Here is a 16019-nt window from a genome sequence, read left to right on the forward strand (position 1 = left end):
ACCGCCGTACCGAGCAGGAGAACCGTGCCCGTCGACGCCCCCGCGGCCCTCGCCGCCGCGCCCCGCACCGAACGGATCACCTGGGACCACCAGGACGTCCAGCTCTACCACCTCGGCGTCGGCGCGGGCGTCCCCGCCACCGACCCCCGCGAACTGCGCTACGTCCTGGAGGCCGGGCTGCGCGTCCTGCCGAGCTTCGCCACCGTCGCCGGCGCGGGCGTGCCCGGCGTGATCGACGGGCTGTCCCGGCCGGGCGTCGACGTCGACCTGGCCCGCGTCCTCCACGGCGGCCAGCGGCTCCTCGTCCACCGCCCCCTGCCGCCGCGCGGCACCGCGACCGTCACCTCCCGGATCACCGCCGTGCACGACAAGGGCACGGCGGCGGTCCTGGTCCTGCGGCGGGAGGCCGCCGACGCCGACGGCCCGCTGTGGACCGACGAGGCCGAGATCTACGTCCGGGGCGAAGGCGGCTGGGGCGGCGAGCGCGGACCCTCGGCGCGGACCCCGGAGCCGGCCGGCCCGCCCGGCGCGGTCGTGGAGCGGCGGACCCGGGAGGACCAGGCCCTGCTGTACCGCCTCAGCGGCGACCCGAACCCGCTGCACGCCGACCCCGCCTTCGCCGCGCGCGCCGGCTTCGACCGGCCCCTCCTGCACGGCCTGTGCACCTACGGCCTCACCCTCAAGGCGGTCGTCGACACGCTGTACGACGGTGACGTGACGCGGGTACGGGAGTACCGGGCGCGGTTCACCGGGGTGGTGTACCCGGGGGAGACCCTGCGGGTGCGGATGTGGGAGGGGCCGCGAGGCGTGACGGTGACGGCGGGGGCCGTGGAACGGGGGGACACGCGGGCGCCGGTGCTCATCGGGGTGGTCGGCATCCGGGGGACAGGGGCCACCGAGGCCGCCGGCTGAGGGACGGGGCCACCGCGACCGCCGCCGGCCGGGACGGAAACGGCTCCGGCCCCGCCCGTCGAGGTGACGGGCGGGGCCGGAGCCGTTCGCCGCGGAGCGGGTCCGCGTCTCAGGCGGCGGCCGTCCCGGACTCCCCGGACGGCTTGCGGTGCCGGCCCTGCGGGGCCCGCTCCCCGTCGTGCGAGGAGACCGGACCGCGGTGCCGGCCGTGACCGGAGCCGGCCGCCGTCCGGACGTCGGCACCGTCGGCCCGCATCGGCTGGTTCGTGCTGGCGTCGTTCATCGGAAGGAATTCACCCCGTCAATATGATCTTTCCTACAGCCGGAGGAGTTTATCCGGCGTGCCTCGGGGCGGATCCAGACGGCCGGGCCGACCGGCACTACTTCGTTACAAGCCGTGCCAGCGGCGCCTCCCGCAGCGGCACCGGACGCGGTGCGGCGGGCTCCGCCGGCCGCCGGCCCGCCGCCCCGCCCGCGCCCTCCGGCTCCGGCGCCGGCACGGTCAGCACGGCCACCCCGCAGGGCTGTTCCGCCGTGGCGTACGGCAGCCGCAGTGTCCCGTCGCCGGACCACCAGCCCGTGCCCGCCAGCCAGCCCCGGGGCGCCGGGAACTGGTACACCCGCCGCTCCGCCGGCCGCCACGCCGCCACCCAGCTCCCCGCCGGGCTGTCCACCCGCAACGCCACCGCGCACCGCTCCGGCGTCAGCATCTGGCCGGGCTGGATCGCGAACGGCGTCAGCACCCGGTCCGGCAGCCGCAGACAGCGCGGGAACCGCACCGGCAGCGTGCTGCCCAGCACTCCCCAGCCCAGCCGGCGCCGCCCGGGGGAGGGGGCGTCCGAGCGGATCAGCAGCAGCCCGCTGTCCGGGTCGGCCAGCAGCAGCCGGTCGTCGCTGTCGGCGGCGATCTGGAGCAGCGGCGACACCTCACCCCCGCGCTCCAGGTCCACGACGACCGTCTTGGCGACCGGCCCGGCCCCGTCGACCCGCCGGTCCAGCGCGAGTATCCGGGCCGTCCCGTCCAGCCACACCCCGCCCGAGCAGCGGCCCGGCACCTCGGCCAGGTGCTCGGGACCGAAGGAACCGCCGGCCACCAGCCACACGGACGTCGACCGCGGCCCGGTCTCCAGCGCGTACGCCGTCTCCCCGCCCGGCGCCGGCGGCAGCAGCCGCAGCCGCGTGCCGTCGTCCGGGCACTCCACGCCGCCCAGCGGCAGCTCCCCGGTGCCCGGCCCGGTCGGGTACAGCAGCGTGAAGACGTGCCGCCCGGCGGCCCGGCGGTGGATCAGCACCCGGCCGTCGCCCATCGGCTGGACCTCGGTGTCCGGCTCCTCCGGCTGGTTCCCCGGCAGCGGCACGGCGTACGGCTCCGGGCCGTCCAGCGTCCAGCGCTCCGGGTAGCGGGCCTCGTCGCCGCCCGCCAGCCGGGCCGCGTAGGCCCCGTCGACGGTGAGGGAACAGCCCGCCCGCGGCGGACCGCCGTCCGCGTCGGGGCCATGGTCCGCCGAAGGCTCGATAGCACAGGCTGTCATCGTTCGGTCACCTCCGGCGACGAAGCTAGTTTTCGTACGCACGGCCGTGGCATCGGCGGTCGCCACCTTCACACGAACGGATGGCCAAGAAACGGTTCTCCTGAGGAAACCGAGGCGGATGTGCTGACGGCCGGGCCGGGACCGCCGAGGCGCCGGAGCGGTCCGCCGGTGGCGGTTCGGCGCCGGGGAACAGGCAGGTAGCCTTGGCCCGTGCCCCGTCTGTCAGAAGTCATCGCCGCGCTGGAGAAGCTCTGGCCCGCCGAGCGGGCCGAGTCCTGGGACGCGGTCGGCACGGTCGTGGGCGACCCCGGACAGGAGGTCGGCCGCGTCCTGTTCGCCGTCGACCCCGTCCGGGAGACCGTCGACGAGGCGGTCGCGCTCGGCGCCGACCTGCTGGTCACCCACCACCCGCTCTATCTGCGGGGGACGACCACGGTCGCCGCGTCCACCTTCAAGGGCCGCGTGGTGCACACGCTGATCAAGCACGACATCGCCCTGCACGTCGCGCACACCAACGCCGACACCGCCGACCCGGGCGTCTCCGACGCGCTGGCCGGCGCCCTCGGTCTGAGGGTCGTACGGCCCCTCGTGCCGGACGCGACCGACCCCGCCGGACGTCGCGGACTCGGCCGGGTCTGCGCCCTGGACCACCCGCTGACCGTCCGCGAACTGGCCGACCGCGCCGCCGCGCGGCTGCCCGCCACCGCGCAGGGCATCCGCGTCGCCGGCGACCCCGACGCCCTCGTCCGCACGGTCGCCGTCAGCGGCGGCTCCGGCGACAGCCTCTTCGACCACGTACGCGCCGCCGGCGCCGACGCCTTCCTCACCGCCGACCTGCGCCACCACCCGGCCTCCGAGGCCCGCGCGCACGGCCCCCTCGCCCTGCTGGACGCCGCGCACTGGGCCACCGAGTGGCCCTGGTGCGAACTGGCCGCGAGCCAGCTCGACGAGATCTCCGACCGGCACGGCTGGGACCTGCGCGTCCACGTCTCGGCCACGGTCACCGACCCCTGGACCAGCCACTCCCCTTCACCTGGAGCCCCCAACTGAACGCCGCGCCCGCCGACCAGATCCGACTCCTCGACGTCCAGGCCCTCGACGTCCGCCTCCAGCAGCTCGCCCACAAGCGGCGCTCGCTGCCCGAGCACGCCGAACTGGAGTCGCTGGGCAAGGACGCCACCCAGCTGCGCGACCTGCTCGTCGCCGCGCAGACCGAGGAGAGCGACTGCGCCCGCGAGCAGACCAAGGCCGAGCAGGACGTGGACCAGGTGCGCCAGCGCGCCGCCCGCGACCAGCAGCGCCTGGACTCCGGCGCCGTCACCTCCCCGAAGGACCTGGAGAACCTCCAGCGCGAGATCACCTCCCTCGCCAAGCGCCAGGGCGACCTGGAGGACGTGGTCCTGGAGGTCATGGAGCGCCGGGAGTCCGCGCAGGAGCGGGTCGCCGAGCTGACCGAGCGGGTCGCCTCCGTGCAGACCCGCATCGACGAGGCGACCGGCCGCCGGGACGCCGCGTTCGAGGAGATCGACGCGGAGACCGCCTCGGTGACGAAGGAGCGCGAGGTCGTCGCCGGTTCCGTCCCCGCGGACCTGCTCAAGCTCTACGACAAGCTGCGCGAGCAGCAGGGCGGCATCGGCGCCGCCAAGCTCTACCAGCGCACCTGCCAGGGCTGCCGCCAGGAGCTGGCGATCACCGACATCAACGAGATCCGCGCGGCGGCCCCCGACACCGTCGTACGGTGCGAGAACTGCCGCCGCATCCTGGTCCGCACGTCCGACTCGGGCCTGTAGGGAGCGAGCCGGTGGCGGTGCGGGAGTTCGTGGTCGAGGCCGACGGCGGGTCACGGGGCAACCCGGGCCCGGCCGGGTACGGCGCGGTGGTGCGGGACGCGGCGACGGGGGAGACCCTGACGGAGGCCGCCGAGTACCTGGGCGTCGCCACCAACAACGTCGCCGAGTACCGGGGCCTGCTGGCCGGCCTGCGCGCCGCGCACGCCCTCGACCCGGCGGCGACGGTCCGCGTCCGGATGGACTCCAAGCTGGTCGTCGAGCAGATGTCCGGCCGCTGGAAGATCAAGCACCCCGGCATGAAGCCGCTCGCCACCGAGGCCCGGTCGGTCTTCCCGCCGGACCGGGTGACGTACGAGTGGATTCCGCGCGCCGAGAACAAGCACGCCGACCGGCTCGCCAACGAGGCGATGGACGCGGGCGCCCGCGGTGAGCGGTGGTCTCCGTCGGCCTCCACGGCGGAACTGGACCATCCCGGCGCTCCGGGGGCCGCGGACGTGAGCGCGGCGCAGGCGGTCGCCGCCCCCGGCTGGGGCCCCCCGGACCTGGGCGCCCCCGCCACCTTCGTGCTGCTCCGGCACGGCGAGACCCCGCTCACCCCGCAGAAGCGTTTCTCGGGCAGCGGCGGCAGCGACCCCGCCCTGTCGGCCGCGGGCCGCGAGCAGGCCGAACGGGCCGCCGCCGCCCTCGCCCGGCGCGGCACCGTCCAGGCGGTCGTGACCTCCCCGCTGGCCCGCACCCGGGAGACCGCCGCGATCGTCGCCGCCCGGCTGGGCCTCGGCGTCACGGTGGAGGAGGGCCTGCGCGAGACCGACTTCGGCGCCTGGGAGGGCCTCACCTTCGCCGAGGTGCGCGAACGCCACCCCGAGGACCTCGACGCCTGGCTGGCCTCCCCGGACGCCGCGCCCACCGGCGGCGGCGAGAGCTTCGCGACCACCGGTGCCCGGATCGCCGCGACCCGCGACAAGCTCGTCGCCGCCCACGCCGGCCGTACCGTCCTGCTGGTCTCGCACGTGACGCCGATCAAGACGCTCGTCCAGCTCGCGCTCGGCGCGCCCGCCGAGTCGCTGTTCCGCATGGAACTGTCCGCCGCGTCGCTCTCCGCGGTGGCCTACTACGCCGACGGCGGCGCCAGCCTCCGGCTCTTCAACGACACGTCACACCTGCGCTGAGGCGCCGCACACGTGCGCCGCGCCGAGACACGGCACGCCTGCGGCCGGGACGCCTGAGGCACCTCACACCTGCGCGCTGAGGCACCTCACACCCGCGCCGAGCGGCGCAGCTCCGCCGCCTCGCGGGCCAGTTCCTCGACCCGGCCCCAGTCCCGGCCGGCCACCGCGTCCGCGGGCAGCATCCAACTGCCGCCCACACAGCCGACGTTGGGCAGCGCCAGGTACTCCGGAGCCGAGCCCGGCCCGATCCCGCCGGTCGGGCAGAACCGCGCCTGCGGCAGCGGCGAGGCCAGCGCCTTGAGATAGGCGGTGCCGCCGGCCGCCTCGGCGGGGAAGAACTTCATCTCCCGCACCCCGCGCTCCAGCAGCGCCACCACCTCCGACGTGGTCGACACCCCCGGCAGGAACGGCACCCCGGACGCCCGCATCGCCGTCAGCAGCGTGTCCGTCCACCCCGGGCTGACCAGGAACCGCGCCCCGGCCGCCACGGCCTCGTCCACCTGGGCGGGCGTGATGACGGTCCCGGCGCCGACCACCGCCTCCGGCACCTCGGCCGCGATCGCCGCGATGGCACCGAGGGCGGCCGGCGTCCGCAGCGTGACCTCGATGGCGGGCAGCCCCCCGGCCACCAGCGCCCGCGCCAGCGGCACGGCGTCGGCGACGTCCCCGACGACCACGACGGGCACGACGGGCGCGAGGTCCAGCACGGAGACGGAGGGCGAGGGCAGCGCAGAGGTCATGCCCACATCGTGCCCACGAGTCGTACACCGCGCAATGGGCGTTGCGCAGCATGCAACGCCCGTCAGTGGACCTCGTCCACCAGCACATCCAGCGACCAGGCCCGCCCGGCCTTCCCGGGCGCCTCGGCCTCCACGACGTACCCCAGATCCCGCAGCGCCTCCACCAGCTCCGCCGGGCTCCCGGGCGCGGCCCCCGTCTCCAGCAGACTCCGTACGATCCGCCCCTTGGTCGCCTTGTTGAAGTGGCTGACCACCTTCCGCGTCGGCGCGTGCAGCACCCGTACCGACGCCGTCCGCCCGGCCACCTCGCCCTTGGGCTTCCAGGCCGCCGCGTACGCCGCCGACCGCAGGTCCAGCACCAGCCCGTCCCCGGCCGCCTCCGGCAGCACCTCGGCCATCGGCGCCCGCCAGTGCGCGGCCAGCGCGCCGAGCCCCGGCAGCCTGACCCCCATCGAACACCGGTAGGAGGGAATCCGGTCGGTCACGCGGACCGCCCCCCACAGCCCGGAGAAGACCAGCAGCTCCCGCCCGGCCCGCCGCCTGGCCCCGGCGTCCAGCGAAGCCAGGCCCAGCGCGTCGTACAGCACCCCGGTGTAGATCTCCCCGGCGGGCCGCGCCCCGGCCGTCCGCAGCCCGGCGTTCTTGCCGACCTCCCCGCGCAACCCCTCGCTGAGCCCGAGCACCTCCCGCGCCTTCTCCTCGTCCCCGGCGCACAGCTCGACCAGCTCGTCGAGCACGGCCGCCCGCGCCCCGGCCAGCCCCGGCAACGACAACGACTCCGGCTCCAGCGGCCCGCCCCGCCCGGACGGTGCCTTCCCCTCGGACGGCGGCAGCAGGACAAGCACACGTACTCCTTGGATCTCGTTCCGGGGTTCCGGGACAGGGTACGGCTCCGCGACCCGGCTCCGGCTCGGACCGGTACGTCCCACCCGGTACCATGGTCCCCACGGCAGACGAGCCGGGCGGACGGCCGCGTGGAGTTCCCTTCGAAGGGCTCCCCGAGGAACGTCCGGGCTCCACAGGGCAGGGTGATGGCTAACGGCCACCCGGGGTGACCCGCGGGACAGTGCCACAGAAAGCAGACCGCCGAGGGCTCCGGCCCCCGGTAAGGGTGAAACGGTGGTGTAAGAGACCACCAGTGCCCAGGGCGACCTGGGCAGCTAGGTAAACCCCACCCGGAGCAAGGTCAAGAAGGAAGCACCCCGGTGCTTCTGCGCGGACGATCGAGGGCGGCCCGCCCGAGTCCGCGGGTAGACCGCTGGAGGCCGGCGGCAACGCCGGTCCTAGATGGATGGCCGTCACCGGCCGGTCCGCGAGGACCGACCGGGACAGAACCCGGCGTACAGCCCGACTCGTCTGCCGCCCCAGGCTCCCTTGGCAGGAGGGTGTAGGCGGGGGCGAGGGGGCAGGTCGTGGAACCGGCCCGACCGCGATGAACGCCATGGCGTACCAGGTGTCACGTGCCGGCCACATCGAGTACACGCTGCGCCCATGGGTCTCGGGGGCGCTGGCCGCCGACATCGACGCGTTGACCGGCACCGGTGAATCGACCGGGCCGAAGGGCGGTCTGGTGCCTGCGGAAGCTTTTTGATCCTCCGGGCACCGGGACGCCTGTCAGTGCCTCCAGGTACCCTCGGACACGTCGTCAACGCGGCCCGACGGGCTTCCGTTCCACTTCGGTGGACTCCAGAAGGACATGCCCCCACCCGCGCGAGTCTCTTCGTGCTGCCTGGGGGAAGTCCTTGCTGTTCCGCGCGTCCGCGAAAACGGTCGCCGTCATGGCACTCGACGGTTCGCTGTTCCTGCACCTCACCGACCAGTTCGTTCACCAGCACGGCTATCGGCCCAGCGCCTCGGAGGCCCGTTCCTGGGAGCGCAGCATCCCCGTCCTGGTCGCCGCGCTCAACGAAGCCGGTCTGGGTGATGTGGAAGTCATGCTGGAGTACGCGCTCCCACTGAACAGCAAACGCGCCGACGCCGTCCTCGCCGGAGTGCACCCGGTCACGGGTGAACCGTCGTATGTCGTGGTGGAGCTGAAGCAGTGGAGCCAGGCGACTCCGCACGAGGAAGACCCGACCCTGTGCCACGTCGACGCCTACGCCCACCCGGTCCTCAATCCCGTCGAACAGGTCCGCCGCTACTGCGAGTACCTCGTCAACTTCAACGGGGCGGTGGCTGAGCACGGGCACCGGGTCGCCGGAGTCGCCTTTCTGCACAACGCCACCGAGTTCGGTGTGACCGGGCTGCGGGAAATCGAACGGGACGGCTACGGGCTGCTGTTCACCGCGGAGGGCCGCGGCGGCCTCATCGACCATCTGCGCACGAGGCTGAGCGTCGACCACCCGGGCTCCCCGGCAGCGGACGAACTCAGTTCAGGAGCCAAGGTGCCGTCGAGGCAACTCATGTCCGTGGCCGCGGAGGAGGTGCGCGAACGTACGCAGTTCGTCCTTCTCGATGAGCAGCAGGTCGCTTACCGCATGGTGCTCAACGCGGTGCAGAGAGCGAAGCACGCCGATCGCAAAGAGGTCGTCATCGTCACGGGCGGCCCCGGCACCGGCAAGAGCGTGATCGCGCTCCAACTGCTGGGCGAGCTGTACCGCCGCGGAGTGCCGGCCCTGCATGCCACCGGCTCGCAGTCCTTCACGAAGACGATGAGAAAGGTCGCGGGGGCCCGCAAGCGGGAGGTCCAGGACCTGTTCAAGTACTTCAACAGCTTCATGACGGCCGAGAAGAACAGCCTGGGCGCCCTGATCTGCGACGAGGCGCACCGCATCCGGGAGACGTCGGTCAACCGCTACACGCGTGCCGAGCACCGCACCGGCAGGGCGCAGATCGACGAACTCATCGACGTGGCCTACGTGCCGGTCTTCTTCCTCGACGAGCACCAAGTCGTCCGCCCTGGTGAGATGGGCACCGTGGCCGACATCAAGGCAGCGGCGGCCGGGCGCGGCCTCCCCTGCCACGTCGTCCCGCTGGACAGCCAGTTCCGTTGCGGTGGCAGTGACGCCTACCTCCGCTGGGTGGTCCGTCTCCTCGGCCTGGAGGAGGGTGGACCGGTCACCTGGGAGCCCGACGGCCGCATGCAGTTGCTGGTCGCCGACAGCCCGCAGGAGATGGAGGCCTTCCTCGAGGCTCGCCGGACCGAGGGCTACGGTGCCCGTATGTCCGCGGGTTACTGCTGGCGCTGGTCCCCGGAACCCAGGCCCGGTGAACCGCTTCCGCCCGACGTCACGATCGGTGACTGGGCCCGTCCGTGGAACCTGCGCGGCGACCGCTCCGTCTCCGGCGCGCCCCCGGCCGCCCTGTGGGCCACCGACCCGGCGGGCTTCGGACAGGTCGGCTGCGTCTACACCGCCCAGGGTTTCGAGTACGACTGGTCCGGCGTGATCATCGGCCCCGATCTGCTCTGGCGCGGCGACCGCTGGATCACGGACCGCACGGCGTCGAAGGACCCGGTCTTCACGAAGTCCACGCCGGACACCGATGTGGACCGCCTGATCCGCAACACGTACAAAGTGCTGCTGACCCGTGGGATGGTGGGCACGATCGTGTACTCGACCGACCTGGAGACTCGGGAAAAGCTCCGGGAACTGGTGAGTGGGGTCGCGAAAGAGACGGTGTCGGCCTGACGGACAGGCCGGCACTCGCGCCTTTGACCCGTTATTTCCTCGCCATGCTGTTCAGTTCGCACAGGGTCCGGTGATACCGCAGGTACGCCTCATCAATCCGATGCTCGGCGGTTACGTTGAGGCGCCCCAAAGAGGCTCTCGTGTGTATGTTCTTCACTGTTCCGTCAGCATCGACGTAGATCTCGAGTCCGTCGAAGAGAACGTGGTGGTTGGGACACAGGCAGAGGAGGTTCGACAGTTCGTCCGGACCGTCGTGCGGAGAACCGAGCCCTCGGATGTGGGCGGCCTCGCTGTACGCCATGTGCTTGTACTGAAGGCATTCTCCGCACACCTGGCAGGCATGCTCGTACAGCTCCTTCACCTTGCTGACGATCGCCGGGTTACGGATCAGTCGAGACGTGGTGGTCTTCCGGCGCGCGGTCGGACCGGCCGCCCGTTCTGCCGTGGCGGCTTCCTGGCCGTTGTCCCCGTCGTCTCCGTCGGGCAGGCCCTCGGCCGTGGCGTACCCGCCGAGACCCAGCCGGTCCAGCACGTTCCGCTGGTCGGCGTCATTGAGTTGGGTGCTGCACAACGCGGCAACGGCTTCCAGGCGGGTCAGCGGATTCTTCAGGAGGTCCGCGCTCTCATAGGTGAGACCCGCGACGGGTTGGGCCACGTCGAAAGCGCCTGGCTGCGGCATCGGACCTGCTTCGTCCGTTACCCCGTGGACCTCCCACAGGCCACTGTCCCGCAGGTACAGGAAAGGATATTCGGCAGTTCCCCTCGAGCCTGAAATGCCGAAGTCGGTCAGCAGAGGGCCTACCTCTGAGCGGAAAACGTCCCACGGTGCGAGGCGTGGCTTGCCCGCCGCGGCACGGGAGACCGCCCACAACAGGGAAATTGCTTGGTGCCGACTCGGTGCGGTGGCCTCCGAACGCCGACGAGCGCGGAGAGAGCGGAGCCGTTCCAGCAGAGTGTCCGGGGTCAAGGAGGGTGACGGGCTCGGTCGGTGCCTCGCCGGGAGCAGTGGAGCAACGCCACGGTAGCTGTCGGCCGACCGCAGGGTGAGGCTGCGCAGAGGAGCTGGAACGTTCAGGCTCCGTAGAACAGGCGCGGCCAACACGGGATCGGGGAACTTCTCGTAGTCTCCGAGCGCCATGATGTGTTCCCAGGTGGAACCGTCCTGGTCGGTGTCCCAGACCTCCCGTGCCACGAGCGAGCTGTCGAAGAGGTGGAGGATGCGAGCGCGGGCGATGAAGTGGTTCTCCGCGTAGAAGAGGACGTCATCGCCGACGCGACGGCCCCGCAGCGCTCTGGCTTTCTCATTGTTGGCCTGCGTGGTCGGGGTGGACCCCCACAGCCGTGCCACCCCGTCCGGGTACAAGGAGGTCAGTGTCCCGGCGTGCTCACCGAGCACGTGGCCTAGGGTGTCGAGGTGCACCCCGTCGTGCACCGACTTGGCGAAGTTCTGGGGCCCGCGATCTCGAGCTCCACCGCGAGGCTGGAGAACCAACTGCGGAGCTGCCGCCGGCTCGTCGTTCGTGCCGGCGGCTCCCTCTTGCACCGTGAAGCCCAGGGCGCGCAGACGGTGCGCCACCGTATGAGCGTCCTCGTCGGAATCGTCGGTAGACAGAAGGGTGCCGACGGAGTACAGATGCGCAACGGCGGCGATGGCCTTCGAGTCAAACCGGTCTCTGCCCAGGACCAGTTCGTATGTCGTAGCCGGACCGAACCCGTGCTGGCGACGAAACGTTTCGCGGCCCACATGCCGGTACTCCTGGACCGCAGCCAGTACTCCTGCGCACGTGATGTCTCCAAGTCCCATGACCGCGGAGCCTAGTAGGACAGTATGACAATCCTCTGTCCTCTCCGTGAGAGAACGTCCGTCTCCGGCGCCGCGTCGGTACCCAACACCCCGGCCTCCATGGCGTGTCGCGGTCCGGGAGGCGATCCCCGTGGAGCAGATGCGACCGCTGCTGCTGAGGGGCACCGCTCCTGTAGGTTCCTGCCATGAGACAGGGCAAGGGAATCGAGAACCCCGAGTCGCGCTTCTCCGCGGTGCTGGTGGGCGCCGCGAAGATGCCGGGTGTGCGTATCGACCGGGAGGCGTACCTCCGCAGTGCGCTGGCCCGGCACTGCCCCGAGGACGACATCCGAAGGGCGATCGAGGAGACTCCCGCCGCGGCGGGCATCCCTGCCGCGATCCTCGACAAGCTGGCCAACGATTCCATCCGCTACGAAGCCGGCAAGGTCAGCGCTCTCTCGGCCGCCGCCGGGATACCCGGCGTCTTCGCGCTCCCCGCCACCGTGCCCGCCGACATGGCTCAGTACTTCGGGCACATGCTGCGTATCGCGCAGAAGCTCGCCTATCTCTACAGCTGGCCCGATCTGTTCTCCGGCGACGGTGACGACGTCGACGACGCGACGATGGGCGTGCTCACGCTGTTCTTCGGCGTGATGTTCGGGGCCCATTCGGCGAACGCCGCTGTGGGGAAGGTCGCGGGGATGATGTCGGAGCAGGTCGCCAAGAAGCTGCCCCAGAAAGCACTCACACAGGGCCTCGTCTATCCCATGGTGAAGAAGATCGCGGGCTATCTCGGCGTCGAGATGACGAAACAGTCCTTCGCGAAGAGTCTCTCGAAGGCCATTCCGGTCGTCGGGGCCGTCGTCTCCGGCGGCCTCACGTTCGCGAGCTACCTTCCCATGGCCAAGAGGCTGAAGAAGCACCTTTCGAGCTTGCCGCTGACGGAGCCGAGGGAGCGGACCGGGGATGTGCAGGGGAAAGTGATTCGAGGCTCGGTCGTCGTGCAGCGGCCGGAGCGGTCCGACCGCCTCTGACACCGGGGATTCCCTCACGCGCAGGCGGCGGTGTGAGACTCCGAGGCGCCGTGCCCTCTTCAGTTCCCGCGCGTAGTCCTCGCGGCCCTCGTCGGCCAGGCGCACGGCTCTGTCCCGGTCGCCCGCGGAGTGCGACCGGCTGCTCGGCACCGACCACACGGTGACCCTGGGTGCCCGGCACCACCACGCGTGGACGCTGTACCTCCTGGGCCGGTTCCGGGCGGCTCCTGCACCTACCGCGCGAGGTCGATGACGTGACGGAATACGCCGACGGCGAGAGCACCCCGTACGGGGCCCGGCGAGCCGGCACGCTTCCGGCGCGACGGCTGACGCGCACGAGCCGGGCGAGCGTTCTCCCTGCTGGGGCGGGCTCGGCCTGCCGCCCACGACAGTGGCACCCTGGAGGAAACCACCCCGTCCACCGGAGGCCCCCGTATGCGTCTGATCCTCATCCGTCATGGCCAGACCCCGTCCAATCTCAAGCACCTGCTGGACACCGCCGCGCCGGGGCCGGGGCTGACGCCGCTCGGGCAGGAGCAGGCGGCGGCGTTGCCGGAGGTGCTGGCGGGGGAGGGGATCGACGCGCTGTACGTGTCCACGCTGGTGCGTACGCAGCTGACGGCCGCGCCGCTGGCGACGGCGACCGGGCTGGAACCGCGGGTGCGGGAGGGGCTGCGGGAGGTGGTCGCCGGGGAGCTGGAGATGCGCGGGGACGAGGAGGCCGCCGCGCTCTACCTCTCCACCGCGCTCGCCTGGGCCGCCGGGGACACCGGCCGGCGGATGCCCGGCGGGGAGGACGGCGTGGCGGCGCTGGGCCGTTTCGACGCCGTCGTCGCCGAGGCGGCGGAGAGCGGCGCCGGGACGGTGGCCATGGTCAGCCACGGCGCGATGATCCGTACGTGGGTGGCCGCGCGGGCGGACAACGTCGACGCCGGGTACGCGGCCGCTCACCCGCTGGCCAACACCGGGGTCGTCGTCCTCGACGGCTCGCCCGGCCGGGGCTGGCGCGTGCTGCTGTGGGAGGGCCGGCCGCTCGGCCCGGAGGGCGACTCCGCCGAGGATGCCGGTCCGGCGGGGGAGCCTCTCCCCGGGTACTGAGGCCGGGGCGGGGCGTGTCGCCGGGTTTCGGCGTGTCCGGCTGGGGCTGGGGGTGTCTGTGCCCGGGGTGCCCGGGCTGCCCGGATGCCGGTCCGCGCGGGGGGCCTCTCCCTGGGCATTGAGGCCGGGGCGGGGCGTGTCGCCGGGTTTCGGCGTGTCCGGCTGGGGCTGGGGGTGTCTGTGCCCGGGGTGCCCGGGCTGCCCGGATGCCGGTCCGCGCGGGGGGCCTCTCCCTGGGCATTGAGGCCGGGGCGGAGCGTGTCGCCGGGTTTCGGCGCGTCCGTCCGCGGCCGGCTGATGCGGTTCCGGCCGGGGAGCCCCTCCGGGTACTGAGGCCGGTCAGGGCGTGCTGCCGGGCTTCGGCGCGTCCGGCCGGGGTCGGGGGACCGCCTGCGCGCGGGCCGTCACCCGGGTCAGGTGGTGGGCGAACACCTCCCGTGCCTGGGGGGTCAGCGTGCGCAGCGCCACCAGCGCCGTGATGGCGACGTCGCACAGCTCCGCCTCCACGTCCTCCCACGTGTGGGTGACGCCCTTGCGCGGGTTCTGGCCGGTCGCGCCGATGACCGCCTCGGCCACCTCGCCGACCTCCTCGGACAGCTTCAGCATGCGCAGGAGCAGGACCTCGCGGCCCGGCCGCTCGGGCTGGTCCGCCTCCAGGTGGTGCCAGAGGCCGTCGATGGCGGTCCACAGGCCGGTGTGCTCGTCGCTCATGCCGGGCAGCTTGCCACGGCGGACGGACGGCAGCTCAGGGGAACAAAGGGTTCCTGCTCGCTCGCCGTCGGTCTCCGCGCCCGCCGGCTTCCGTGCTCATGCCGGGCAGGGTGCCCTGGCAGGTCGGCGGCAGCTCAGTCGAGCAGAGGTTGTTCGGGCGCCGTCGCCCCCGCGCCCCCGGGCCGGTGCTCATGCCGGGCAGGGTGCCCTGGCAGGTCGGCGGCAGCTCAGTCGAGCAGAGGTTGTTCGGGCGCCGTCGCTCCCGCACCCCCGGACCGGGGCTCATGCCGGGCAGCCTGCCACGGCGGGCCGGCGGCAGCCCGGCAGCTCAGTCGAGCAGAGGTTGTTCGGGCGCCGTCGCCCCCGCGCCCCCGGGCCGGTGCTCATGCCGGGCAGCTTGCCACGGCGGGCCGGCGGCAGCCCGGCAGCTCAGTCGAACAGCGGTTCCTGCTCGCCCGCCGCCGCCCTCCGCACCCGCCGGTTCCGCGCCCCGACGACCACCGTCGTCGCCGCCGCCGTCACCGCGAGGGCCACCGGCACCATCCAGTTCCGGTTGACCGCGTGCCCGAGGGCGGCGTCCACGGAGAGGCGGCCCGGTCCGGTGACGGCGAGGCCGGCCGCCGTCAGTCCGAGCGACGCGGCGTACTCGTAGCCGCCCTCCTGGGCGAAGAAGCCGTTGGGGGCGTGCACGGCCGCCGCGCCCGCCATCGCGCCGGCCGCCGCCGCGCCCGCGGCCGGGGTGGCCAGGCCCATCGCCAGCAGTGCGCCGCCGCCCGCCTCCGCGAGCCCCGCCATCGTCGCGCTCACCTTGCCCGGCGTGTACCCCATGGACTCCATGGCCTGGCCGGTCCCCTCGATGCCGCCGCCCCCGAACCAGCCGAGCAGCTTCTGCGCGCCGTGCGCGGCCAGCACCCCGCCGGTGCCCAGCCTCAGCAGCAGCAGGCCGACGTCACGCCGGTCGTAACAGCAGGTCATGGTGACTCCTTCGACGGTTCGGGCAGTCGGCAGCGGCCCCCTCCTCCTGTCACCGTCGCATCTCCACGTGTCCGGGACATCCCGCGGGCCCGTCCCGGGCGCCGTTCGGGTGGCGGGGCCCGGTGGGCGGTGTTTGGCTGCCGCCATGACGATTCAGACGACCCGCCTGAGCGACCCGGCCGTCCGTGCCTTCGTCGCCGCGGTGAACGCCCATGACCGCGAGGCATTCCTCGCGCTGCTCGCGCCCGACGCCACGATGGCCGACGACGGCACCGACCGTGACCTCGACGACTGGATCGACCGGGAGATCTTCTCCACCCACGGTCACCTGGAGGTCGACCGGGAGGCGCAGGGCGGCCGGGCGATCGTCGCCCGCTACTCCAACGACACCTGGGGCGAGATGCGCACCCGGTGGTCCTTCACCGTCGACGAGGACGGCCGGATCTCCCGGTTCGAGACCGGGCAGGCGTGACCGACGCCCCCCAGCGCACGCCCGTACATGGCAGCCGTCCCGCGCACCGGCGTGTACCCCGCGACGACGCGCGGGTCCACCCCCTGCCGGTGCCGCGGAACGGCTGCCCCTCCCCCCTCGGGATGGTCCGACGGCCGGCGGGTCCGCACGCGCTCGTGCACGTGCCCACCGGCG

The 16019-nt window shown here is 73.0% G+C and carries 16 protein-coding genes and 1 other RNA gene; 10 read left to right on the top strand and 7 right to left on the bottom strand.

Translation table 11 applies throughout. The features are described from left to right. Positions 1 to 24: 24 nt before the first annotated feature. Positions 25 to 912, top strand: a complete 888-nt coding sequence (locus Sdagh_RS31130; protein ID WP_190077650.1) for a MaoC/PaaZ C-terminal domain-containing protein — start codon at positions 25 to 27, stop codon at positions 910 to 912. Positions 913 to 1021: 109 nt separating this feature from the next. Here the strand turns inward: Sdagh_RS31130 and Sdagh_RS31135 are convergent, their stop codons facing one another. Both Sdagh_RS31135 and Sdagh_RS31140 read right to left on the bottom strand, forming a co-directional pair. After that, on the bottom strand, positions 1022 to 1195 hold the full coding sequence (locus Sdagh_RS31135; RefSeq protein WP_189413224.1) for a hypothetical protein: 174 nt from the start codon (positions 1193 to 1195) through the stop codon (positions 1022 to 1024). 97 nt (positions 1196 to 1292) lie between these two features. After that, entirely contained in the window at positions 1293 to 2444 is a 1152-nt protein-coding gene (locus tag Sdagh_RS31140; protein ID WP_190008048.1) for a hypothetical protein, read from the bottom strand. Positions 2445 to 2654: 210 nt separating this feature from the next. On the opposite strand from Sdagh_RS31140, the gene Sdagh_RS31145 reads away from it, so the two are divergent. The 3 genes from Sdagh_RS31145 to Sdagh_RS31155 are packed head-to-tail and all read left to right on the top strand — an operon-like array spanning position 2655 to position 5403. After that, positions 2655 to 3494, top strand: a complete 840-nt coding sequence (locus Sdagh_RS31145; RefSeq protein ID WP_189413235.1) for a Nif3-like dinuclear metal center hexameric protein — start codon at positions 2655 to 2657, stop codon at positions 3492 to 3494. Continuing rightward, complete coding sequence (locus tag Sdagh_RS31150; RefSeq protein WP_189413805.1) at positions 3491 to 4234, top strand: zinc ribbon domain-containing protein; 744 nt, start codon at positions 3491 to 3493, stop codon at positions 4232 to 4234. The genes Sdagh_RS31145 and Sdagh_RS31150 overlap by 4 nt, the downstream gene beginning before the upstream one ends. A 17-nt stretch (positions 4235 to 4251) precedes the next feature. Further along, complete coding sequence (locus tag Sdagh_RS31155) at positions 4252 to 5403, top strand: bifunctional RNase H/acid phosphatase (protein WP_189413807.1); 1152 nt, start codon at positions 4252 to 4254, stop codon at positions 5401 to 5403. A gap of 86 nt (positions 5404 to 5489) precedes the next feature. On the opposite strand, the gene eda is transcribed toward Sdagh_RS31155, so the two are convergent. Together eda and yaaA are read right to left on the bottom strand one after the other, a co-directional pair. Then, positions 5490 to 6143, bottom strand: a complete 654-nt coding sequence (gene eda / locus Sdagh_RS31160; protein ID WP_190077651.1) for a bifunctional 4-hydroxy-2-oxoglutarate aldolase/2-dehydro-3-deoxy-phosphogluconate aldolase — start codon at positions 6141 to 6143, stop codon at positions 5490 to 5492. 62 nt (positions 6144 to 6205) lie between these two features. Beyond that, complete coding sequence (yaaA, locus tag Sdagh_RS31165) at positions 6206 to 6988, bottom strand: peroxide stress protein YaaA (RefSeq protein WP_190077652.1); 783 nt, start codon at positions 6986 to 6988, stop codon at positions 6206 to 6208. A 109-nt stretch (positions 6989 to 7097) separates the two neighbouring features. Between yaaA and rnpB the strand changes: the two genes are divergently transcribed. From rnpB to Sdagh_RS31180, 3 genes are all read left to right on the top strand, one after another. After that, positions 7098 to 7502, top strand: an RNA gene (rnpB, locus tag Sdagh_RS31170) — RNase P RNA component class A. Positions 7503 to 7584: 82 nt separating this feature from the next. Beyond that, complete coding sequence (locus tag Sdagh_RS31175) at positions 7585 to 7734, top strand: hypothetical protein (protein ID WP_190008052.1); 150 nt, start codon at positions 7585 to 7587, stop codon at positions 7732 to 7734. Positions 7735 to 7885: 151 nt separating this feature from the next. Then, positions 7886 to 9772 (top strand): DUF2075 domain-containing protein, encoded by a 1887-nt coding sequence (locus tag Sdagh_RS31180; RefSeq protein WP_190008054.1) that lies wholly within the window; start codon positions 7886 to 7888, stop codon positions 9770 to 9772. Positions 9773 to 9803: 31 nt separating this feature from the next. On the opposite strand, the gene Sdagh_RS31185 is transcribed toward Sdagh_RS31180, so the two are convergent. Beyond that, the gene (locus Sdagh_RS31185) at positions 9804 to 11576 is read right to left on the bottom strand and encodes an HNH endonuclease (protein ID WP_226535994.1); all 1773 of its coding nucleotides are present in this window, start codon (positions 11574 to 11576) and stop codon (positions 9804 to 9806) included. Between the two features lie 185 nt (positions 11577 to 11761). Between Sdagh_RS31185 and Sdagh_RS31190 the strand changes: the two genes are divergently transcribed. Next, the gene (locus Sdagh_RS31190; RefSeq protein ID WP_189413264.1) at positions 11762 to 12589 is read left to right on the top strand and encodes a hypothetical protein; all 828 of its coding nucleotides are present in this window, start codon (positions 11762 to 11764) and stop codon (positions 12587 to 12589) included. Between the two features lie 435 nt (positions 12590 to 13024). Next, complete coding sequence (locus tag Sdagh_RS31195) at positions 13025 to 13687, top strand: histidine phosphatase family protein (protein ID WP_189413266.1); 663 nt, start codon at positions 13025 to 13027, stop codon at positions 13685 to 13687. Positions 13688 to 14026: 339 nt separating this feature from the next. On the opposite strand, the gene Sdagh_RS31200 is transcribed toward Sdagh_RS31195, so the two are convergent. Both Sdagh_RS31200 and Sdagh_RS31205 read right to left on the bottom strand, forming a co-directional pair. Further along, the gene (locus Sdagh_RS31200) at positions 14027 to 14398 is read right to left on the bottom strand and encodes a MazG-like family protein (RefSeq protein WP_189413268.1); all 372 of its coding nucleotides are present in this window, start codon (positions 14396 to 14398) and stop codon (positions 14027 to 14029) included. Between the two features lie 429 nt (positions 14399 to 14827). Further along, positions 14828 to 15373: a DoxX family protein gene (locus Sdagh_RS31205; protein WP_189413270.1), complete on the bottom strand. Its 546-nt coding sequence runs from the start codon at positions 15371 to 15373 to the stop codon at positions 14828 to 14830. Between the two features lie 145 nt (positions 15374 to 15518). Between Sdagh_RS31205 and Sdagh_RS31210 the strand changes: the two genes are divergently transcribed. Next, a complete protein-coding gene (locus tag Sdagh_RS31210; protein WP_189413272.1) occupies positions 15519 to 15845 on the top strand; it encodes a nuclear transport factor 2-like protein in 327 nt (108 codons plus the stop codon). Positions 15846 to 16019 lie beyond the last annotated feature (174 nt).

The organism is Streptomyces daghestanicus (assembly GCF_020521275.1).
GTDB lineage: Bacteria > Actinomycetota > Actinomycetes > Streptomycetales > Streptomycetaceae > Streptomyces > Streptomyces griseoviridis.

What these genes read in the sequence shown, in the direction of transcription:
- Sdagh_RS31195 (WP_189413266.1), top strand. Translation starts at nt 13,025, where the DNA reads ATGCGTCTGATCCTCATCCGTCATGGCCAGACCCCGTCCAATCTCAAG.
- Sdagh_RS31190 (WP_189413264.1), top strand. Translation starts at nt 11,762, where the DNA reads ATGAGACAGGGCAAGGGAATCGAGAACCCCGAGTCGCGCTTCTCCGCG.
- Sdagh_RS31200 (WP_189413268.1), bottom strand. Translation starts at nt 14,398, where the DNA reads ATGAGCGACGAGCACACCGGCCTGTGGACCGCCATCGACGGCCTCTGG.
- Sdagh_RS31175 (WP_190008052.1), top strand. Translation starts at nt 7,585, where the DNA reads ATGGCGTACCAGGTGTCACGTGCCGGCCACATCGAGTACACGCTGCGC.
- Sdagh_RS31185 (WP_226535994.1), bottom strand. Translation starts at nt 11,576, where the DNA reads ATGGGACTTGGAGACATCACGTGCGCAGGAGTACTGGCTGCGGTCCAG.
- eda (WP_190077651.1), bottom strand. Translation starts at nt 6,143, where the DNA reads ATGACCTCTGCGCTGCCCTCGCCCTCCGTCTCCGTGCTGGACCTCGCG.
- Sdagh_RS31140 (WP_190008048.1), bottom strand. Translation starts at nt 2,444, where the DNA reads ATGACAGCCTGTGCTATCGAGCCTTCGGCGGACCATGGCCCCGACGCG.
- Sdagh_RS31135 (WP_189413224.1), bottom strand. Translation starts at nt 1,195, where the DNA reads ATGAACGACGCCAGCACGAACCAGCCGATGCGGGCCGACGGTGCCGAC.
- Sdagh_RS31210 (WP_189413272.1), top strand. Translation starts at nt 15,519, where the DNA reads ATGACGATTCAGACGACCCGCCTGAGCGACCCGGCCGTCCGTGCCTTC.
- Sdagh_RS31205 (WP_189413270.1), bottom strand. Translation starts at nt 15,373, where the DNA reads ATGACCTGCTGTTACGACCGGCGTGACGTCGGCCTGCTGCTGCTGAGG.